Below are 16,384 nucleotides of genomic sequence, written 5' to 3'. Positions count from 1 at the left end.
CCGCTCTCCTCCCGACTCCGTCGTCCGGGCCAGCCTAGCGACCGTGCCGGGGCCCGGACAGGTCATGGAAGAACCTGCCCGGACCCGGTACCGGTTCATGCCCGCTTCACTCTCCGGGGTGTCCGGAGCCGACCACCCACATGGAGAAGAACTGCGAACCCCCGCCGTAGGCGTGGCCCAGCGCCAGCCGTGCCCCGTCCACCTGGTGCCCGCCCGCCGTGCCGCGCACCTGGAGGGCCGCCTCGGCGAAGCGGATCATCCCCGAGGCGCCGATCGGGTTGGTGGACAGCACACCACCCGAAGGGTTGACGGGCAGGTCGCCGTCGAGCTCCGTCACCCCCGACTCGGTGAGCTTCCAGCCCTCGCCCTCCTGGGCGAAGCCGAGGTTCTCCAGCCACATCGGCTCGTACCAGGAGAAGGGCACGTACATCTCCACGGCGTCGATCTGCCGCCGCGGATCGGTGATGCCCGCCTGCCGGTAGACGTCGGCCGCGCAGTCGCGTCCGGCCCGGGGGCTGACGAAGTCCTTGCCCGCGAACATCGTGGGCTCGCTGCGCATCGCCCCGCCGTGCACCCAGGCCACCGGTCCGGGGGCGCGGCGCCCGCCCGCCCCGTCGGTGAGCACCATCGCGCAGGCGCCGTCGGAGGACGGGCACGTCTCGGAGTAGCGGATCGGGTCCCAGAGCATGGGCGAGGAACGCACCTTCTCCAGGGTGATGTCCTTCTCGTGCAGATGGGCGTACGGGTTCCTCAGCGCGTTGCGCCGGTCCTTGTACGCGACGAGGACGCCGACGGTGTCGGGCGCGCCGGTGCGCCGCATGTAGGCGCGCACGTGCGGCGCGAAGAACCCGCCCGCCCCGGCCAGCAGGGGCTGCTGGAAGGGGACGGGCAGCGACAGCCCCCACATCGCGTTGGACTCGGACTGCTTCTCGAAGGCGAGCGTCAGGACCGTGCGGTGCACCCGCGCGGCGACCAGGCTGGTCGCGACGAGCGCGGTGGAGCCGCCCACGGAACCCGCGGTGTGCACCCGCATCATGGGCTTGCCGACCGCGCCGAGGGCGTCGGCGAGGTACAGCTCCGGCATCATCACGCCCTCGAAGAAGTCCGGGGCCTTGCCGATGACGACGGCGTCGACGTCCGCCCAGGTCATCGAGGCATCCACCAGGGCACGCTGCGCCGCCTCGCGGACGAGTCCCGCGATGGACACGTCGTGCCGCGCCGAGGTGTGGTGGGTCTGGCCGACGCCGACGACCGCGACGGGTTCCTTGCCGGTCACCGCGCTCATCGGTCCTCTCCTTCCAGGACGGCGACCAGGTTCTGCTGCAGGCAGGGCCCGGACGTGGCGTGGGCGAGCGCGCGGCGGGACTCGCCGCGGTGGATGCGGGCGGCGGCCTCGCCGAGCCGGATCAGGCCGGCGGCCATCACGGGGTTCGCGGCGAGCGGGCCGCCCGAGGGGTTGACCGTGACGTCGTCCCCCAGGCCGAGTGCCTTGCGGAGCACGACCTCCTGGGAGGTGAAGGGGGCGTGCAGCTCCGCGGTGTCGACGGGTGCGTCGAAGGCCCCGGCGCGTTCCGCGGCCAGCCGGGCGGAGGGTGAGTCGGTGAGGTCGCGGACGCCGAGCGCGTGGGCCTCGATGCGGTGGTCCATGCCGCGGATCCAGGCGGGGCGCTCACACAGCCGCCGGGCGGTGTCCCCGGCGGCCAGCACCACCGCGGCCGCGCCGTCGCCGACCGGCGGGCAGTCGCCCCGGCGCAGCGGCCGCACCACGTACGCGCCCTGCGGCCGGTCGCCGGACTCCTGGGCGTACGGATTGCCCCCGGCGGCGGTCCGGCTGCGGCCGGCGACGGCGGCGAGCGCGGTTTCGTCCGTGTCGCCCGCGTCGATCAGCGCCTGGGCCTGGAGCGCGGCCAGGGCGACGGAGTCGGGCCACAGCGGTGCCAGGTAGTAGGGGTCGAGCTGGCGGGTCAGCACGTCCCGCAGCCGCCCCGGCGAGGACTTGCCGTAGGAGTAGACCAGGGCGGTGTCGGCCTCGCCGGTGAGGAGCTTGACCCAGGCCTCGTACAGCGCCCACGCCCCGTCGGTCTCCACGTGCGACTCGGAGATCGGCGGCCAGGCCCCGACCCCGTCCAGCGCCATGGTGAAGGAGAAGGCCCGGCCCGCCAGGTAGTCGCAGGAGCCCGAGCAGGTGAAGCCGATCTCCCCCGCGGTGAGGCCGACCTGGCCCAGCACCTCGTGCAGCACCGGCATCAGCATCTCGACCTCGGAGAGGGTTGCGCTGTCGCGCACGTGCCGGGTCTGGGCGAAGGCCACGATGGCCACCTCCCGGCGCGCCTGCGGACTGGTCGCCGTGGTCACAGCAGCTCCTTGTAGGCGTCGTAGTCGGCGTCGGGCTCGCCGGTGGGCCGGTAGTGGTCGGGGTAGCGTCCGTCGCCGGTCCAGACGGGCTCCACGCGCAGCCCCATGCGCACCTGGTCGTACGGGATGCCGCCGATGCGTCCGTGCAGGGCGAGGCCGGCGCCGTCGAGGGCGATGTGGGCGTAGACGTAGGGCACCTCGATGTCGACGCCCTTGGCCTTGATGTTGACGATGCAGAAGGTGGTGACCGTGCCGCGCGGGCCGACCTCGACCTGTTCGTCGGTGGCGACGCCGCAGGTGGGGCACGCGCCCCGGGGCGGGACGTAGACCTTGCGGCAGGAGGGGCACCGCTCGCCGACGGTGCGGTGCCCGGCGAGGGCGGCGAGGTAGCGGCTCTGGGCCCGGCCCGGGGCGTAGGTGTACTCCAGCCGGGCGGGCACGGTGATGCCGGTGACGGGTTCGGCGAACGCGCCGGTGTGCGCGGTCGCCACGGTCTCCCCGGCGGCGGCGGCGTCCGCGGCGGGTTCGAAGCACGCGATGTCGGTGACGGCGCCGGTGCGCCGTCCGGCCCAGCGGACGCGGACGCGCATGCCGGTGCGCACCGCCTCCGGGCCGGGTGCGTCCAGGACGTGCAGCAGCGCGGTGTCGGCGCCGTCGAGGCGGACCAGCACCCAGGCGAAGGGGGTGGCCAGCGGCTGCTGCGGCCGCGGCGACGGGTTCCAGGCCCAGGTCGTGACGGTGCCGGTGGTGCCGACCTCGACGAGGTCGCGCAGTTCCTCGGCGGTGACCGGGTCGTACTCGACGGGCGGCACGAGCACCCGTCCGTCCCCGGTGCGCACGCCGAGGACGGTCCGCTCGCGCAACCCGGTGAGGAAGGCGCTCTGCACCGGGCCGAGGGAGCGGGTGAAGGGGAACTCGACGACGAGGGGCGCGGTGAGCGGTTCGGGCATGGCGGTGATGACCTCCCGTGTCAGGCGCGGCGGTAGACGGGCGGGCGCTTCTCGCCGAAGGCCCTGGCGCCCTCCTTGGCGTCGGCGGTGGCGAAGACGGGCCCGCCGCGCTCCAGTTCGGACCTCAGCCCCTCGGCCTCGGTCATCTCCGCGGTCTCGTAGACCGAGGCCTTGACGGCCTCGACGGCCAGCGGGCCGTTGGCGTTGACCAGTGCGGCGATCTCCAGCGCCTCGTCCAGGGCGGTGCCGTCGGGGACCACGTGGCCGATCAGCCCGATCCGCTCGGCCTCGGCGGCGGTGTAGGGGCGGCCGGTGAGCAGCATCTCCAGGGCGTGCGTACGTGGTATCTGGCGGGCGAGGCGGACCGTGGAGCCGCCGATGGGGAAGAGGCCGCGGCGCACCTCGAACAGGCCGAAGACCGCGCTCTCGCCCGCGACGCGGATGTCGGTGCCCTGGAGGATCTCGGTGCCGCCGGCCACGCAGGGCCCTTCGACGGCGGCGATCACCGGCTTGCGGGGGCGGTGGTGGCGCAGCATCGCCTTCCAGTGCAGGTCGGGGTCGGCGGTGAGCCGCTCCCGGTACTGCTGCCCCGCCATGCCGCCGTTCGCGGCGAGTGCCTTGAGGTCCATGCCGGAGCAGAAGGCTCCGCCGGCGCCGGTGAGGACCACGGAGCGGATCGCGTCGTCCTGGTCGGCCTCCAGCCAGCCGTCGTGGAGGCCCACGAGCATCGGCAGGGAGAGCGCGTTGCGCGCCTCCGGCCGGTTGAGGGTCAGTACGAGTGTCGCGCCGACGCGCTCCACCGTGAGGTGTTCGGTGCCGCCCATCGCCGTCCTCCCGCGTCGCGTACCGGACCTAGAACAGGTTGCAGTAGGCGCAGGTCGAGTTCAATACTTTTCTGACTGTCAGTCAGATTCTTGCCGCGGGACCCCTTCACAGCCCCCCTGCGGGGTGCTCTGATGACCGGCTGGGAGCCGGTCGCGCACCCGGTCCCCCGGCCCCGGTGAGGAGGAGCCGTGGAGTACAACCTTGCCGACCTCTTCGAGTCGGTCGCCGACACCGTGCCCGGCCGCGAGGCGCTGGTGCATCTCGACCACCCCGGCACGGGGGCCGAGCGCCGGCTCACCTACGCGCAGCTCGACGCGGCGGCCAACCGCCTGGCGCACCACCTGGCGGCGCACGGCGTCGCCCCCGGCGAACACGTGGGCCTGCACCTCCTCAACGGCGTCGAGTACCTGCAGACGGCGCTGGCCTGCATGAAGATCCGCGCCGTCCCGGTCAACGTCAACTACCGCTACGTGGCGGACGAGCTCGTCTACCTCTACCGCGACGCCGACCTCACGGCGCTCGTCTTCGACGCCGGGTTCACCGGCCGCGTCGCGGCGGCCCTGCCCCGTACCGAACGGCTGCGCCACCTGATACGGGTCGGCGACGCGCCACCGGACGCGCCCGAACCCGCCGTCGCACCGGTCGGCTTCGCCGAAGCCGAGGCCTCCGGATCGCCCGCCCGCGACTTCCCCGCCCGCTCCGCCGACGACCGCTTCGTCATCTACACCGGCGGCACGACCGGCATGCCCAAGGGCGTCATGTGGCGCCACGAGGACCTCTTCTTCTCCGGCATGGGCGGCGGCGCCCCCACCGGCGTCCCCGTCTCCCGCCCCGAGGAACTCGCCGAACGGGTCGCGGCCGGCGGCGAGGGCCTGGTCTTCTTCCCCACCGCGCCGCTGATGCACGGCACCTCCACGCTGACCGCCTTCATCGGCTTCCACTACGGCCAGAAGGTCGTCGTCCACAGCAAGTACGCGCCCGTGGAGGTGCTGCGCACGATCGAGCGCGAGAAGGTCACCAGCGTCTCGCTGGTCGGCGACGCCATGCTGCGCCCCCTCGCCGACGCCCTGGCCGGACCGCTCAAGGACACCGACGTCTCCTCGCTGTTCAGCCTTTCCAGCTCCGGCGCGATCCTCTCCGAGACCGTGCGCGCGCAGTTCCAGGCGCTCGCCCCGAACTGCATGATCCTCAACAACTTCGGCTCGTCCGAGTCCGGCTTCAACGGCACCGCCACGGACGACTCCGGTCCGCGCAGGGGCTTCCGGCTGCGCGTCAGCGCGCACATCGCCGTCGTCGACCCCGCTTCCCTTTGGCCCGTGGCCCCCGGGGAACCCGGGCGCATCGCGCTGCGCGGCCACGTGCCGCTCGGCTACTACAACGACCCCGGCAAGACCGCCCAGACCTTCTTCGAGCGCGACGGCGAGCGCTGGGTGCTGCTCGGCGACATGGCCACCGTCGACGACGAGGGCATCGTCACCGTGCTCGGACGCGGCTCGCAGTGCATCAACACCGGCGGCGAGAAGGTCTACCCGGAGGAGGTCGAGGAGGCGCTGAAGGCCCACCCCGACGTGTACGACGCCCTGGTCGCAGGCGTCCCCGACCCGAAGTGGGGCCACCACGTATCGGCCGTCGTCCAGCTGCGCGAAGGCGCCCCGGCGCCCTCCCTGGAGGAGATCCAGACCCACTGCCGGGCCCGCCTCGCCGGCTACAAGGTGCCGCGCAGCCTCGTCATCACCCCCGTCATCCAGCGCTCCCCCAGCGGCAAGGCCGACTACCGCTGGGCCCGCGAGACGGCCGCGCAGGGAGCGGACGGCGGCTGAACACCGAGGTGGGCCGAGCGCGGGGGCACCCGATGGCCGCGAGCCCCTGCGCACGCGCGGCGGGGGTACTTAAGGTGTGCCCATGACGCGTCTCGAACCCCAGCGCACCGCACTTGTCGTGATCGACCTGATGGAACGCATCGTGGAGCTGCCGTTGGCTCCGCGGTCCGGCGAGGAGGTCGTGCTGGCGTCGCTCGGACTCGCGACGGCCTTCCGGGAGGCGGGGGCACCGGTCGTGCTGGTGCGCGTGGAGCGCCCCGGGGTCGACGAGCAGCCGCCGGGGAGCGAGCTCGTCGAAGGGCTGGAGCGGGAGGGCGACCTGGTGATCGTCAAGCGGACCGTGGGCGCCTTCCACGGCACCGGCCTGGACGGGGAGTTGCGGGAGCGCGGCGTCGGCACCCTCGTGATCGCCGGCATCGCGACGAACATGGGCGTCGAGTCCACGGCCCGCGCGGCGGCCGACCACGGGTACGCACTCCACTTCGCCGAGGACGCGATGACCGCGCTGAGCGCGGCGGAGCACGAGGCCGCCGTGACGCTCGCCCTGCCGCGCTTCGGGACCGTGGCCCCGGCCGCCGAGCTGGCGAAGGCCCTGTGGAGCTGATCGGCGCGGGCCGCGACGCCGACGTCTACGCCCTCGACGGCACGCGGGTCCTGCGCCGCTACCGGCACGGCGGTTCGGCCCACGAGGAGGCCCGCCTGATGGCCCACCTCGCCGGCGTGGGGTTCGCGGTGCCCCGGGTGCACGACGCGGACGGCACCGACCTCGTCATGGACCGCCTGACGGGGCCCACCATGGCACAGGACCTGGCCCGCAGGCCCTGGCGGGCGCACGCCCACGGACGGTTGCTGGCCGGACTGCAGGCGTCCCTGCACGCCGTCCCGGCGCCCGGCTGGCTCGGCCGCCGCTTCACCACCGGGGATCCCGCCCGGGACCGCGTCCTCCACCTGGACCTGCACCCGGAGAACGTCATCCTCACCCCGGACGGACCGGTGCTGATCGACTGGAGCAACGCCGCCGCGGGCGACCCCGCCGCCGACACCGCCCTGACCGTCGCCATCCTGCGCGGCGTCGGCCTGGGCCCCGTCCGGAACGTCGGCCTGCGCGTCTTCGTCGCCGGGTTCCTCCACGCCGCCCCCACCGACCCGGCGCCGAGGATGGCCGAGGCGATCGCCGCGCGCCTCGCCAACCCCAATCTGCTGCCCGCCGAGGAACACAGACTCCGGCGCTTCGCCCGCCGCACGCCGCACGGCAATTGACTCGCGGACCGCCCGGCACCGCCCCTAACCTGGCCCGATGGCCCACCAGGTGATCGTGCTCAACGGCGGCTCCAGCTCCGGCAAGTCGGGCATCGCGCGCTGCCTGCAGGCGGTGCTCCTGCCGGACCCGTGGCTGACGTTCGGCACCGACACGCTCGTCGACGGCCTGCCCGCCGGGCTGCGGGGCTCCGGGGCCGGCGCGGGCATCGGCTTCGGTGCCGACGGGAGCGTGTCGGTCGGCGACACCTTCCGGGCCCTGGACGAGGCCTGGACGGCCGGCATCGCGGCCATGGCGCGGGCCGGTGCCCGGGTCGTCGTCGACGAGGTGTTCCTCGGCGGCCCCGCCTCGCAGGAGCGCTGGCGGCGCGCCCTGGACGGCCTGGAGGTGCTGTGGGTCGGCGTCCGCTGTGCCCCCGAGGTGGCTGCGGGCCGGGAGATCGCGCGGGGCGACCGGGTGGCGGGCATGGCGGCGGCGCAGGCGGAGGCGGTCCACCGGGGAGTCGTCTACGACATCGAAGTGGACACGACACGCATGGAGTCCATGGAGTGCGCGCGGGCCGTCGCGGCCCGTGTGTCACCTGTGTGACGTACACGACGCCGGAGGGGACAGACCGGTGGTCCGTGTGCTTGCATGGGTCCATGCGCACGAACATCTGGAACCTGGGCCCCCTGTGGCCGGGACGCCGTGCGCACCACTTCGACCAGAGCTGTCGCCGGGGCTGACCTCCGTAGCCCCGACCACCCCATGACCTGCCCCCGCCCAGGCGGGGCACGTCGTGTTCCCGCTCTGGAGCCCTTCCCATGGCCCTGCACCACCGGGCGAGCGGTCCCACCCCGCTCGTCCTCCCCCAACTGCGCGCGCTCGTGCGCGGCTACGCCGCCGCCGTCGAGGCCGGTGTCCACCTCCCGGTCCACCTGCCCGACCGCCGCTGGTACATCCGGCTGCACCAGGACCCCTACGTGGACGTCTGGCTGATCACCTGGCCGTGCGACACCTCCACCGAACTGCACGACCACGCGGGATCCCTCGGCGCCCTGACCGTCGTCGGCGGCACGCTCACCGAGCACCGCTGGCTCCACGACGAGCGGGGCCACGGCCGCATCGCGACCCGCGAACTCGCCGCGGGCGGCGGCGCGGCCTTCCCGCTCGGACACGTCCACGACGTCGTCAACGCCTCCGCCGCGCCCGCGGTGAGCGTGCACGCCTATTCGCCGCCCCTGACGGCGATGTCGTACTACGCGGTCGACGCCGCGCGCTCGCTGCGGCGCACGCGTACCGTGCTGACGGACGAGCCGGAGCCCTCCGCGGTACCCCGCGCCGTCCCCCTGTCACGCGCCCTGGCCGTGACCGCGTCCGCGTCCACGACCGCTCCGGAGGCCGTCCGATGAACCCGCCCGCCACCGTCAGGTCCGGCATCGACCGGATGCTCGACCGCGCCCGGGCCCGGCTGAACCGGGTCGGACCCGACGACGCGGCGGCCGAGATCGCCGCGGGTGAGGCACTGCTGGTCGACATCCGCCCGGCGGCGCAGCGGGCCCGGGAGGGCGAGTTCCCGGACGCCCTGGTGATCGAGCGCAACGTCCTCGAATGGCGGCTGGACCCGCTGAGCGACGCCCGCGTCCCCGAGGCCACCGGCCCCGACGTGCGCTGGATCGTGGCGTGCTCCGAGGGCTACACCTCCAGCCTGGCGGCGGCCTCGCTGCTGGACGTCGGCCTGACCCGGGCCACCGACCTGGAGGGCGGTTTCCAGGCGTGGCTGCGGGCCGGGCTGCAGGTCAAGGGCGGGGCGCCGGAAGGAACCCCCTGACCTCGGCGAGGAAGTCCGTCGGGCGCTCCTGGTGGACCAGGTGCCCCGCCTCCACCGTCACCAGTCGCGCCCCCGGCACCCGGGCCGCGACGGCCGCGATGCCGTCCTGGGGAACGTGGCTGGCCGCTCCGCCGGCGAGGACCAGGGTGGGGCAGTCGATCGCCGCCAGCAGGTCCCACCAGCGCGGGTCGGGGGCGTTGCGCCAGCGGTTGACGGCCGCGATGACCCGCCAGTCGCAGGTCTCGTCCCCCTCGGGGCCGGACGGCACGGCCCGCGGCGGCACCTCCGGGTCCGGCGGCACGGGCTCCTCCAGGACGAGGGCGGTCAGCCGGGGCGACGCCGCCGCCACCAGGTAGGCGACGACCGCGCCCATCGAGTGCCCGGCCAGCACCACCGGCTCCGGGCCGAGGGCGTCCAGGAACGCCACGACGTCGTCGCGCATGGCCTCGAAGGCGTAGTCGCCCGGCCAGTCGCTGGCGCCGTGGCCGCGCAGGTCGGGCGCGTACACCCGGTGGGCCGAGGCCAGCGCGGGCGCGACCGGCTGCCAGTCGGCGCCGTCCGAGCCGCGTCCGTGGAGCAGGACGAGGGGCGGCGCGTCCGCCTCGCCCCAGGTGCGGTAGGCCATCCGGATGCCGTTCACCTGCACGGTGTGGAGATCGCTCACCCGGGCGACGCTACCCGCCGGCGGGAGACGTCACTCGTCCGGGCGTCACCCGTTCCGGTCCGCCCACCGCGAACGGTCCGCTCCCGCGGGCGTCAGTGCGGGACGACCGCCACCGGGCAGGCCGCGTGGTGCAGCACCGCGGCCGCCACGGGGCCCAGGTGCGGGCCCGCGCCTCCGTGCCGGTTCCGGCACCGCCCGACGACCAGCAGCGAGGCACCGGCCGCCGCGTCCACCAGGGGCTGCGCGGCGTTGCCGGCGGCGACCTCCTCCGTGATCTCCACACCGGGCGCCTTCTCCCGCCACGGCGCGAGGGCGGCCTGCACCGCGTGCCGCTCCGCCGCCGAGATCTCCGCGCCGCACGTGGGGTCCATGGCCGCGGGGACGTATCCGTACGTCGGCGGGTACGACCACGCGTGGACCACCCGCAGCTGCACCCCGCGCCGCCGCGCGTCCTCCACCGCGAAGGCCATCACCTCGTCGGCGCCCTGCCGCAGGCTGAAGCCCAGCACCACGGGCCGCCGGTCGTCCCCGGCTCCCTCGTCCTGGCCGGTGCGGACGACCACGACGGGACCCTCGGCGCGGGCCAGCGTCGCCTGCCCCACGGACCCGAGGAGGAAGCCGCTGAGCCCGCTCAGCCCCTGCGAGCCGAGCGCGAGCAACTCGCTGCGGCCCGCCTCCGCGACCAGCAGCTCCGCCGGCGGGCCGTCGGCCACGTCGGTCGTCACGGGCAGGTCCGGATACCGCTCGGCGAGGTCCTGTGCGGCGTCGCGCACCACCGCGTCGCCGTACGGGTGTCCCCCGGCGTGCACCAGGCGCAGCGGCACCGATCTCCGCAGCGCCTCCCCCGCCGCCCAGTGCATGGCGGCGTGGCTTTCCGGCGAGCCGTCCAGGCCCACGGTGACGGGTCGGGTCATCGGATGTGCCTCCCTCGCCTCCACAGTAGGCGCCGCCGCCCCGCCCGGCGCCCCGGCGGACGTGGCCGCCCGGGCGTACGGGGGCCGGGCGGTCCCGTCGTCACACCGGCCGTGCGCGGCCCTCCCAGTACGGGTCGCGGAGCCGGCGCTTGTAGAGCTTGCCGTTGGGGTCACGCGGCATCTCGGCGACGAAGTCCACCGACCGGGGGCGCTTGTAGCCGGCCAGGCGCTCCTCGCAGTGGGCCAGGACGGAGGCGGCGAGTTCCGGCCCGGGCGCGTGGCCGGGGGCGGGCTCGACGACGGCCTTGACCTGCTCGCCCCAGTCGTCGTGGGGGATGCCGAAGGCGGCCGCGTCGGCGACCGCGGGGTGGCTGAGGAGCGCGGCCTCGATCTCGGCGGGGTAGACGTTGACGCCGCCGGAGATGATCATGTCGATCTTGCGGTCGCGGAGGTAGAGGTAGCCGTCCTCGTCCAGGTAGCCCAGGTCCCCGACCGTGAAGAAGTCTCCGATGCGGCTCGCCCGGGTCTTGGCCTCGTCCTTGTGGTAGCGGAAGCCGGGGGTGTTCATCTTGATGTAGACGGTGCCGAGTTCACCGGGCGGCAGCCGGTTGCCGTCGTCGTCGTGGACGGCGATCTCGCTGATCGGCCACGCCTTGCCGACCGTTCCGGGCTTCTTCAGCCACTCGGCGGCGGAGGCGAAGGTGCCGCCGCCCTCGCTGGCCGCGTAGTACTCCTCGACGCACGGCCCCCACCACTCCAGCATGGCCCGCTTGATGTGCTCGGGGCAGGGCGCGGCGCCGTGGATGGCGTGCCGCATCGAGGAGACGTCGTGGCGGCTCCTGACCTCCTCCGGGAGGGCCAGCAGCCGGTGGAACTGCGTCGGCACCATGTGGGTGTGCGTGCAGCGGTGGACGTCGATCAGCCGCAGCATCTCCTCGGGCGTCCACTTGTCCATCAGGACGACCGGGTGGCCGATGTGCAGCGCGGCGCCCGCGAACTGCAGCACCGCCGTGTGGTACAGCGGCGAACAGACGAGATGGACGTTCCCGTCGAAGGGGCGGATGCCGAAAATGCCGAGGAAGCCGCCGAGGTGGGTCTCCTCGGGGGGCCTGCCGGACAGGGCGCGCCGGATGCCGCGGGGGCGGCCGGTGGTGCCGGAGGTGTAGTTCATGACCCAGCCGGTGGTGCGCTCCCCGGGCGGGGTGCCGGGCATGCCGGCCTGCAGGTCCGCGTAAGGACGGAAGCCCTCGATGCCGGTGGCGCCGACGGCGTAGCGGCACATCCCGGGCAGTCCCGCCTCGTCGGCGGCGGCGCGTGCCTGGTCGCCGAAGCGCTCGTGGGCGATCAGCACCTTCGCGCCGGAGTCGGCGACGATCCAGGCGATCTCGGGCCCCACCAGGTGGTGGTTGACCGGGACGAGGTAGAACCCGGCCTGGAAGGCGGCGAGGTACGCCGTGAAGAACTCGGCGCCGTTCGGCAGCACGACCGCGAAGGCGTCGCCGGTCCGCAGCCCTGCGGCGCGCAGGCCGTGGACGAGGCGGTTGGACTCCTCGTGCAGCCGCCGGGCGCTCCACCGGTCGCCGTCGGGAGAGGTGAGCACGACCCGTTCCGGGTCGGCGGCGGCCTGGGCCCAGAACCCGTTGGGGGCGTTCGCCGTGGTCGATGTCATGGGTGCCGCCTCCTCAGGTGCGTCCGGCGATGCGGTTCATGCGGTCGACGGCCCGCTCGAAGCCGCGGGTCAGATCGTCGAAGACCGCCTGGACGCTGCGCACTTCACGCATCTGGCCCACGATCTGGCCCACCGGCGTGCCGAGCAGCGGCTCCACCTCGTACTTCTGGATCCGGGTGATCGCGTCGGCGACCAGCAGGCCCTGCAGGGGCATCGGCAGCGCTCCGGGCCCGGCCGGGCCGTCCCAGGCGTCGGTCCACTCGGTGCGCAGCTGGCGGGCCGGTTTGCCGGTCAGGGCGCGCGAGCGGACGGTGTCGCCGGAGCCTGCCGCGAGCAGCTTGCGGACCAGGGCGGAGGAGGGGAGCTCCGCCTCTGTGGTGGTCAGCCACACCGATCCCAGCCACACGCCCTGGGCGCCCAGCGCGAGCCCGGCGGCGACCTGCTCGCCGGTGCCGATGCCCCCGGCGGCGAGCACGGGCAGCGGGTCCACGGCACGGACGACCTCGGGCACGAGCACCATGCCGGCGATCTCGCCGGTGTGGCCGCCGGCCTCGTAGCCCTGCGCGACGACGATGTCGATGCCCGCCTCCTGGTGGTGCCGGGCGTGCCGGGCGCTGCCGGCGAGGGCGGCGACGGGGACGCCCCGGTCGTGGGCGCGCCGTACGACGTCCGCGGGCGGGGAGCCCAGCGCGTTGGCGAGCAGGCCGATCGGGAAGTCGAAGGCGACGTCGAGCTGCGAGCGGGCCACCTGCTCCATCCAGCCCGTGATGCGCCAGCCGGTGGGATCGCCCGGCTCCAGCTCGGGCACGCCGTGCTTGGCCAGCACCTCCCGGACGTACTGGCGGTGCCCCTCCGGGATCATCGCCTCGACGTCCGCCTCGGTGACGCCCTCGACCTTCTTGGCCGGCATGACGACGTCCAGCCCGTACGGCCGGCCGTCGGTGTGCGCCTCCATCCACTCCAGGCCGCGGGCCAGCTCGTCGGGCGCGGTGTAGCGCACCGCCCCGAGGACGCCCATGCCCCCGGCCCTGCTGATCGCGGCCGCGACGGCGGGGAACGGCGTGAAGCCGAAGATGGCGTGCTCGATGCCCAGCCTCTTGCTCAGCTCCGTCTCCATGGGGGCAGGATGCCCGAGCGGACCGGCCGGGGGAAGAGATTTTCTGATGCTGCGTCAGATTTTAGGGAAGCGCACCTCTCCCCACCCGGCGTCGCGGAGGTCCCGGACGACCACACGGCCGGGCCCCGCGGGCTCCGCGCAGGCGGGCTCGCACGGATCGAGCCGTCCGGGCTCCCGGGTGAGGGCGGCCCCCGGCCCGAAGTACCCCCCGGCCAGGGCGAATTCCCCTGGCTCCCGCGCCCGGCGGGCGCCGCCTGCTCCAGCGGCGCCGAAACGGGCCGGAGCCCCGTCGACTCCTGCCGGAAACCGCGGCCGCCGCACCACATCTCGACCACCGTGCGCGTGGTCAGCGCCGCGGCGGCGGCCGGCAGAAACCACGCGGGGCCGAGCAGCGAGCCGAAATACCCGGCGGCGGGCCCCTCCTGACCGTCCCAGGAGTGCGGCTCGTCGAGGGTCACCGTGAAGGAGAGGTCACCGGTGATCTCGACGAGCCCGCTCAGGGAATGCGACGGGGCGACCGCGGTCGCCGGGTGCAGGACGTGCCCGGCGACGGCGGACAGCACGGCGGTCGGCAGCCGCGGATCGCCCTGCCCGAACCGGAAGTACCTCCCCGGCCGGGCGCGCACCCCCGCGTCGAACGCCGGGAGGGCGATGCGCGAGCCGTCGTACGAATGCCCGGTCATGGCCGCAGGCTACCTGCCGCCCGCCGCCTATGGGTCAGGCGTCGGACCGGCCGAAGTAGTGGCCCTCCGCCAGGTCCTGGAGCAGCGCGGGGTGCTCCGGGCGCCACCCCAGGAGCTCCCTGGTGCGCGCGTTCGACGTCGGGTTGTCGAGCGTCGCGAAGCCGGACAGGAAGCCGAGGTGCTCCTCCGCCCCCTCGCGCGGCACGCTCTTCACCGGGACGTCCAGGCCGCGGCCGATCGCCTCGGCGATCTCCCGGAACGGGATGCCCTCGTCGCCCACCCCGTGCAGCCGCGAGCCCGCCGGCGCCGCTTCCAGGGCCAGGCGGAACAGGCGCGCCGCGTCCAGGGTGTGGACGGCGGGCCAGCGGGTGGCGCCGTCCTCCACGTACGCCGAGACGCCCTTGTCACGCGCGATGCCGATCAGCCGCGGGACGAAGCCATGCCGGTCGGACGGGCCGTGCACGGACGGGGCGAGCCGGACGACCGACGACCGGACCCCGCGCGCGGCAAGTGCGACCGCCGCGTTCTCCGCGGCGCCACGGGGAGATGCCGGGGCCGCCGCCTCGTCCTCCGTCCCGGGGCGGACCGCGACGGCGGACGCGAGCATCAGCGTGCCGGAGGTGATCACGAAGGGGCGCCCGGAGCCCTCGAGCGCGTCCCCCATCGCCTCGACGGCCCGCAGGTCGGCGGCGACCGCGCCCGCGTAGTCGGAGAAGTCGTGGTCGAAGGCGAGGTGGATGACGCCGTCGGCCTCCGCTGCCCCGCGGCGCAGACCGTCGAGGTCCTCCAGGCTGCCGCGGTGCACCCCGGCGCCCGCGGCCGTCAGCGCGGCGGCGGAACGGTCCGAGCGGGCGAGGCCGACGACCTCGTGCCCGGCCCCGAGGAGTTCGGCGACGACGGCGGCCCCGATGTGTCCGGTGGCGCCGGTGACGAATACACGCATGCTGCGATCCTTCGATGAGGTGGTGTGGTGCCGCCCCCTCGCGCGGTGCCGGCGGCGCGGTCCGGGGCGGTCTCCATCGTGCGGGCCGGGGACACCCGCGGTCCAAGGCCCGTTCTGCACGGCGCAATGCGTTCCGGGCATCACCCCAGGTGGAAGCGGACGAGGCGGACTAGGCTGGCGTCATGTCCGAGTCCTCCTCCGCGCCGCCGGACCTCGACCTGCGGCTCGTGCGCTACTTCACGGCCGTCGCCGAGCACCGGCACTTCGGCCGGGCCGCCGAGGCGCTCCACGTCACCCAGCCGTCCCTGAGCCGGCAGGTCCGCCGCCTCGAGCAGCAACTCGGCGCGCGCCTGCTGGACCGCACCCCGCGGGGCACCGTCCTCACCGAGGCCGGGGAGGTCTTCCTGCCCCGCGCCAGGGCGCTGCTGCGCTCCGCCGCGAGCGCCGCGGCCGAGACCCGCGCCGCCGCCCGGCCCAGCCGGATCACCGTGGGCTACACCGCGGGCCTCATCGTCACCCCCGCCGTGCGGGAGCTGCGCCACCGGCATCCCGACGCCGACGTGCGCACCCAGCACGTGCCCTGGAACGAGGCGCGCGCGGCACTGCTGGACCACCGGGTGGACGCGCTGGTCACGCGGCTGCCGTTCCCCACCGACGGACTGCACGTGACGGTGCTGTACGACGAACCCCGGGTGCTGGTGGTGCCGCTGGACCACCGCCTCGCCGGCAAGGAGTCCGTCACGCTCGACGACATCGCCGGCGAACCCCTGCCCCGGGTACGGCAGTCAGACCCGTCGTGGAGCGCGTTCTGGCGGATCGATCCCCGCCCCGACGGCAGCCCGGCGCCGGACGGTCCCCTCATCGACGCCGTCGAGGACAAGTTCGAGGTGGTCGCCGCCGGGCAGGCCGTGACCATCTCGGCGGGCGTCCGCGGCGGCCTGCGCCCCGACCTCACCGCGATCCCCCTCGAAGGCGTCGAGCCGAGCCACGTCGTCCTGGCGACCCGCGCCGGCGACGGCAACCGCCTCGTGGCGGCCTTCCGCAAGGCAGCGGAGTCCCGCCTGACCGGCCGCTCCTGAACCCGGAACCGAAGTGGTGCGGCAGCCACCGCCGAGGCCGCGGCGGCCGGGACGAACTCCACCGCCGGCGCTCACCGCCGCAGCCTCGTCGCGGGCGCGCTTGAAACACCGCCGGCGGGCCCCTCCCCCGGAAGATCGCAGGTCGGCTCTGGCCCGGACGCCCCGGAATCCGCAGCCGGACGCCGCGACCTGATGCTCGGCGCGCCCGCAACCCCGGCCAGCGCGGGCGGAACGGCAGCCCAGCACTCGGGGAACCCCATTCCCCGCGGCAGTTTCCAACCCGCCGCCCTTGAAGCC

The 16,384-nt window shown here is 74.6% G+C and carries 17 protein-coding genes; 7 read left to right on the top strand and 10 right to left on the bottom strand.

Translation table 11 applies throughout. The features are described from left to right. Nucleotides 1–106: 106 nt before the first annotated feature. Genes OG937_35375 through OG937_35360 form a run of 4 tightly spaced genes read right to left on the bottom strand, consistent with a single transcriptional unit; the run spans nt 107 to nt 4,129 of the window. A complete protein-coding gene (locus OG937_35375; GenBank protein ID WUD76601.1) occupies nt 107–1,285 on the bottom strand; it encodes a thiolase domain-containing protein in 1,179 nt (392 codons plus the stop codon). Next, on the bottom strand, nt 1,282–2,355 hold the full coding sequence (locus tag OG937_35370) for a thiolase domain-containing protein (GenBank protein ID WUD76600.1): 1,074 nt from the start codon (nt 2,353–2,355) through the stop codon (nt 1,282–1,284). The genes OG937_35375 and OG937_35370 overlap by 4 nt, the downstream gene beginning before the upstream one ends. Next, nucleotides 2,352–3,305, bottom strand: coding sequence for an OB-fold domain-containing protein (locus OG937_35365; GenBank protein ID WUD76599.1), 954 nt, complete (start codon nt 3,303–3,305; stop codon nt 2,352–2,354). Before OG937_35365 ends, OG937_35370 begins: the two co-directional genes overlap by 4 nt. A gap of 20 nt (nt 3,306–3,325) precedes the next feature. Beyond that, nucleotides 3,326–4,129: a crotonase/enoyl-CoA hydratase family protein gene (locus tag OG937_35360; protein ID WUD76598.1), complete on the bottom strand. Its 804-nt coding sequence runs from the start codon at nt 4,127–4,129 to the stop codon at nt 3,326–3,328. A gap of 189 nt (nt 4,130–4,318) precedes the next feature. Between OG937_35360 and OG937_35355 the strand changes: the two genes are divergently transcribed. From OG937_35355 to OG937_35330, 6 genes are all read left to right on the top strand, one after another. After that, a complete protein-coding gene (locus tag OG937_35355) occupies nt 4,319–5,950 on the top strand; it encodes an acyl-CoA synthetase (protein WUD76597.1) in 1,632 nt (543 codons plus the stop codon). 82 nt (nt 5,951–6,032) lie between these two features. After that, nucleotides 6,033–6,554 (top strand): isochorismatase family protein, encoded by a 522-nt coding sequence (locus tag OG937_35350; GenBank protein WUD76596.1) that lies wholly within the window; start codon nt 6,033–6,035, stop codon nt 6,552–6,554. After that, entirely contained in the window at nt 6,545–7,210 is a 666-nt protein-coding gene (locus OG937_35345; protein ID WUD76595.1) for an aminoglycoside phosphotransferase family protein, read from the top strand. The genes OG937_35350 and OG937_35345 overlap by 10 nt, the downstream gene beginning before the upstream one ends. Nucleotides 7,211–7,247: 37 nt before the next feature. Then, nucleotides 7,248–7,796: a chloramphenicol phosphotransferase CPT gene (gene cpt / locus OG937_35340; GenBank protein WUD76594.1), complete on the top strand. Its 549-nt coding sequence runs from the start codon at nt 7,248–7,250 to the stop codon at nt 7,794–7,796. Nucleotides 7,797–8,011: 215 nt separating this feature from the next. Continuing rightward, the gene (locus tag OG937_35335; protein ID WUD76593.1) at nt 8,012–8,599 is read left to right on the top strand and encodes a cysteine dioxygenase family protein; all 588 of its coding nucleotides are present in this window, start codon (nt 8,012–8,014) and stop codon (nt 8,597–8,599) included. Continuing rightward, nucleotides 8,596–9,018 (top strand): rhodanese-like domain-containing protein, encoded by a 423-nt coding sequence (locus OG937_35330; GenBank protein WUD76592.1) that lies wholly within the window; start codon nt 8,596–8,598, stop codon nt 9,016–9,018. Before OG937_35335 ends, OG937_35330 begins: the two co-directional genes overlap by 4 nt. Here the strand turns inward: OG937_35330 and OG937_35325 are convergent. The 6 genes from OG937_35325 to OG937_35300 form a co-directional block, all read right to left on the bottom strand. After that, a complete protein-coding gene (locus OG937_35325) occupies nt 8,987–9,682 on the bottom strand; it encodes an alpha/beta fold hydrolase (protein ID WUD76591.1) in 696 nt (231 codons plus the stop codon). The genes OG937_35330 and OG937_35325 overlap by 32 nt on opposite strands. Before the next feature lie 92 nt (nt 9,683–9,774). After that, nucleotides 9,775–10,596, bottom strand: coding sequence for a universal stress protein (locus OG937_35320; GenBank protein WUD76590.1), 822 nt, complete (start codon nt 10,594–10,596; stop codon nt 9,775–9,777). Between the two features lie 100 nt (nt 10,597–10,696). Next, on the bottom strand, nt 10,697–12,265 hold the full coding sequence (locus OG937_35315; GenBank protein WUD76589.1) for an acyl-CoA synthetase: 1,569 nt from the start codon (nt 12,263–12,265) through the stop codon (nt 10,697–10,699). A gap of 13 nt (nt 12,266–12,278) precedes the next feature. After that, nucleotides 12,279–13,382 (bottom strand): nitronate monooxygenase family protein, encoded by a 1,104-nt coding sequence (locus tag OG937_35310; GenBank protein WUD76588.1) that lies wholly within the window; start codon nt 13,380–13,382, stop codon nt 12,279–12,281. Continuing rightward, complete coding sequence (locus OG937_35305; GenBank protein WUD76587.1) at nt 13,367–14,065, bottom strand: hypothetical protein; 699 nt, start codon at nt 14,063–14,065, stop codon at nt 13,367–13,369. The genes OG937_35310 and OG937_35305 overlap by 16 nt, the downstream gene beginning before the upstream one ends. A gap of 34 nt (nt 14,066–14,099) precedes the next feature. Continuing rightward, nucleotides 14,100–15,008, bottom strand: a complete 909-nt coding sequence (locus tag OG937_35300; GenBank protein WUD76586.1) for an SDR family oxidoreductase — start codon at nt 15,006–15,008, stop codon at nt 14,100–14,102. A gap of 182 nt (nt 15,009–15,190) precedes the next feature. On the opposite strand from OG937_35300, the gene OG937_35295 reads away from it, so the two are divergent. Next, nucleotides 15,191–16,087, top strand: coding sequence for a LysR family transcriptional regulator (locus OG937_35295; protein WUD76585.1), 897 nt, complete (start codon nt 15,191–15,193; stop codon nt 16,085–16,087). The last annotated feature ends 297 nt before the right edge of the window (nt 16,088–16,384 follow it).

The organism is Streptomyces sp. NBC_00510 (genome assembly GCA_036013505.1).
Lineage (GTDB): Bacteria > Actinomycetota > Actinomycetes > Streptomycetales > Streptomycetaceae > Actinacidiphila.
The sequence above is the reverse complement of the archived record's forward strand: the minus strand, read 5'-3'. Positions and strand labels throughout refer to the sequence as shown.

What these genes read in the sequence shown, in the direction of transcription:
- OG937_35320 (WUD76590.1), bottom strand. Translation starts at nt 10,596, where the DNA reads ATGACCCGACCCGTCACCGTGGGCCTGGACGGCTCGCCGGAAAGCCAC.
- OG937_35305 (WUD76587.1), bottom strand. Translation starts at nt 14,065, where the DNA reads ATGACCGGGCATTCGTACGACGGCTCGCGCATCGCCCTCCCGGCGTTC.
- OG937_35350 (WUD76596.1), top strand. Translation starts at nt 6,033, where the DNA reads ATGACGCGTCTCGAACCCCAGCGCACCGCACTTGTCGTGATCGACCTG.
- OG937_35360 (WUD76598.1), bottom strand. Translation starts at nt 4,129, where the DNA reads ATGGGCGGCACCGAACACCTCACGGTGGAGCGCGTCGGCGCGACACTC.
- cpt (WUD76594.1), top strand. Translation starts at nt 7,248, where the DNA reads ATGGCCCACCAGGTGATCGTGCTCAACGGCGGCTCCAGCTCCGGCAAG.
- OG937_35295 (WUD76585.1), top strand. Translation starts at nt 15,191, where the DNA reads ATGTCCGAGTCCTCCTCCGCGCCGCCGGACCTCGACCTGCGGCTCGTG.
- OG937_35375 (WUD76601.1), bottom strand. Translation starts at nt 1,285, where the DNA reads ATGAGCGCGGTGACCGGCAAGGAACCCGTCGCGGTCGTCGGCGTCGGC.
- OG937_35310 (WUD76588.1), bottom strand. Translation starts at nt 13,382, where the DNA reads ATGGAGACGGAGCTGAGCAAGAGGCTGGGCATCGAGCACGCCATCTTC.
- OG937_35365 (WUD76599.1), bottom strand. Translation starts at nt 3,305, where the DNA reads ATGCCCGAACCGCTCACCGCGCCCCTCGTCGTCGAGTTCCCCTTCACC.
- OG937_35300 (WUD76586.1), bottom strand. Translation starts at nt 15,008, where the DNA reads ATGCGTGTATTCGTCACCGGCGCCACCGGACACATCGGGGCCGCCGTC.
- OG937_35330 (WUD76592.1), top strand. Translation starts at nt 8,596, where the DNA reads ATGAACCCGCCCGCCACCGTCAGGTCCGGCATCGACCGGATGCTCGAC.
- OG937_35335 (WUD76593.1), top strand. Translation starts at nt 8,012, where the DNA reads ATGGCCCTGCACCACCGGGCGAGCGGTCCCACCCCGCTCGTCCTCCCC.
- OG937_35315 (WUD76589.1), bottom strand. Translation starts at nt 12,265, where the DNA reads ATGACATCGACCACGGCGAACGCCCCCAACGGGTTCTGGGCCCAGGCC.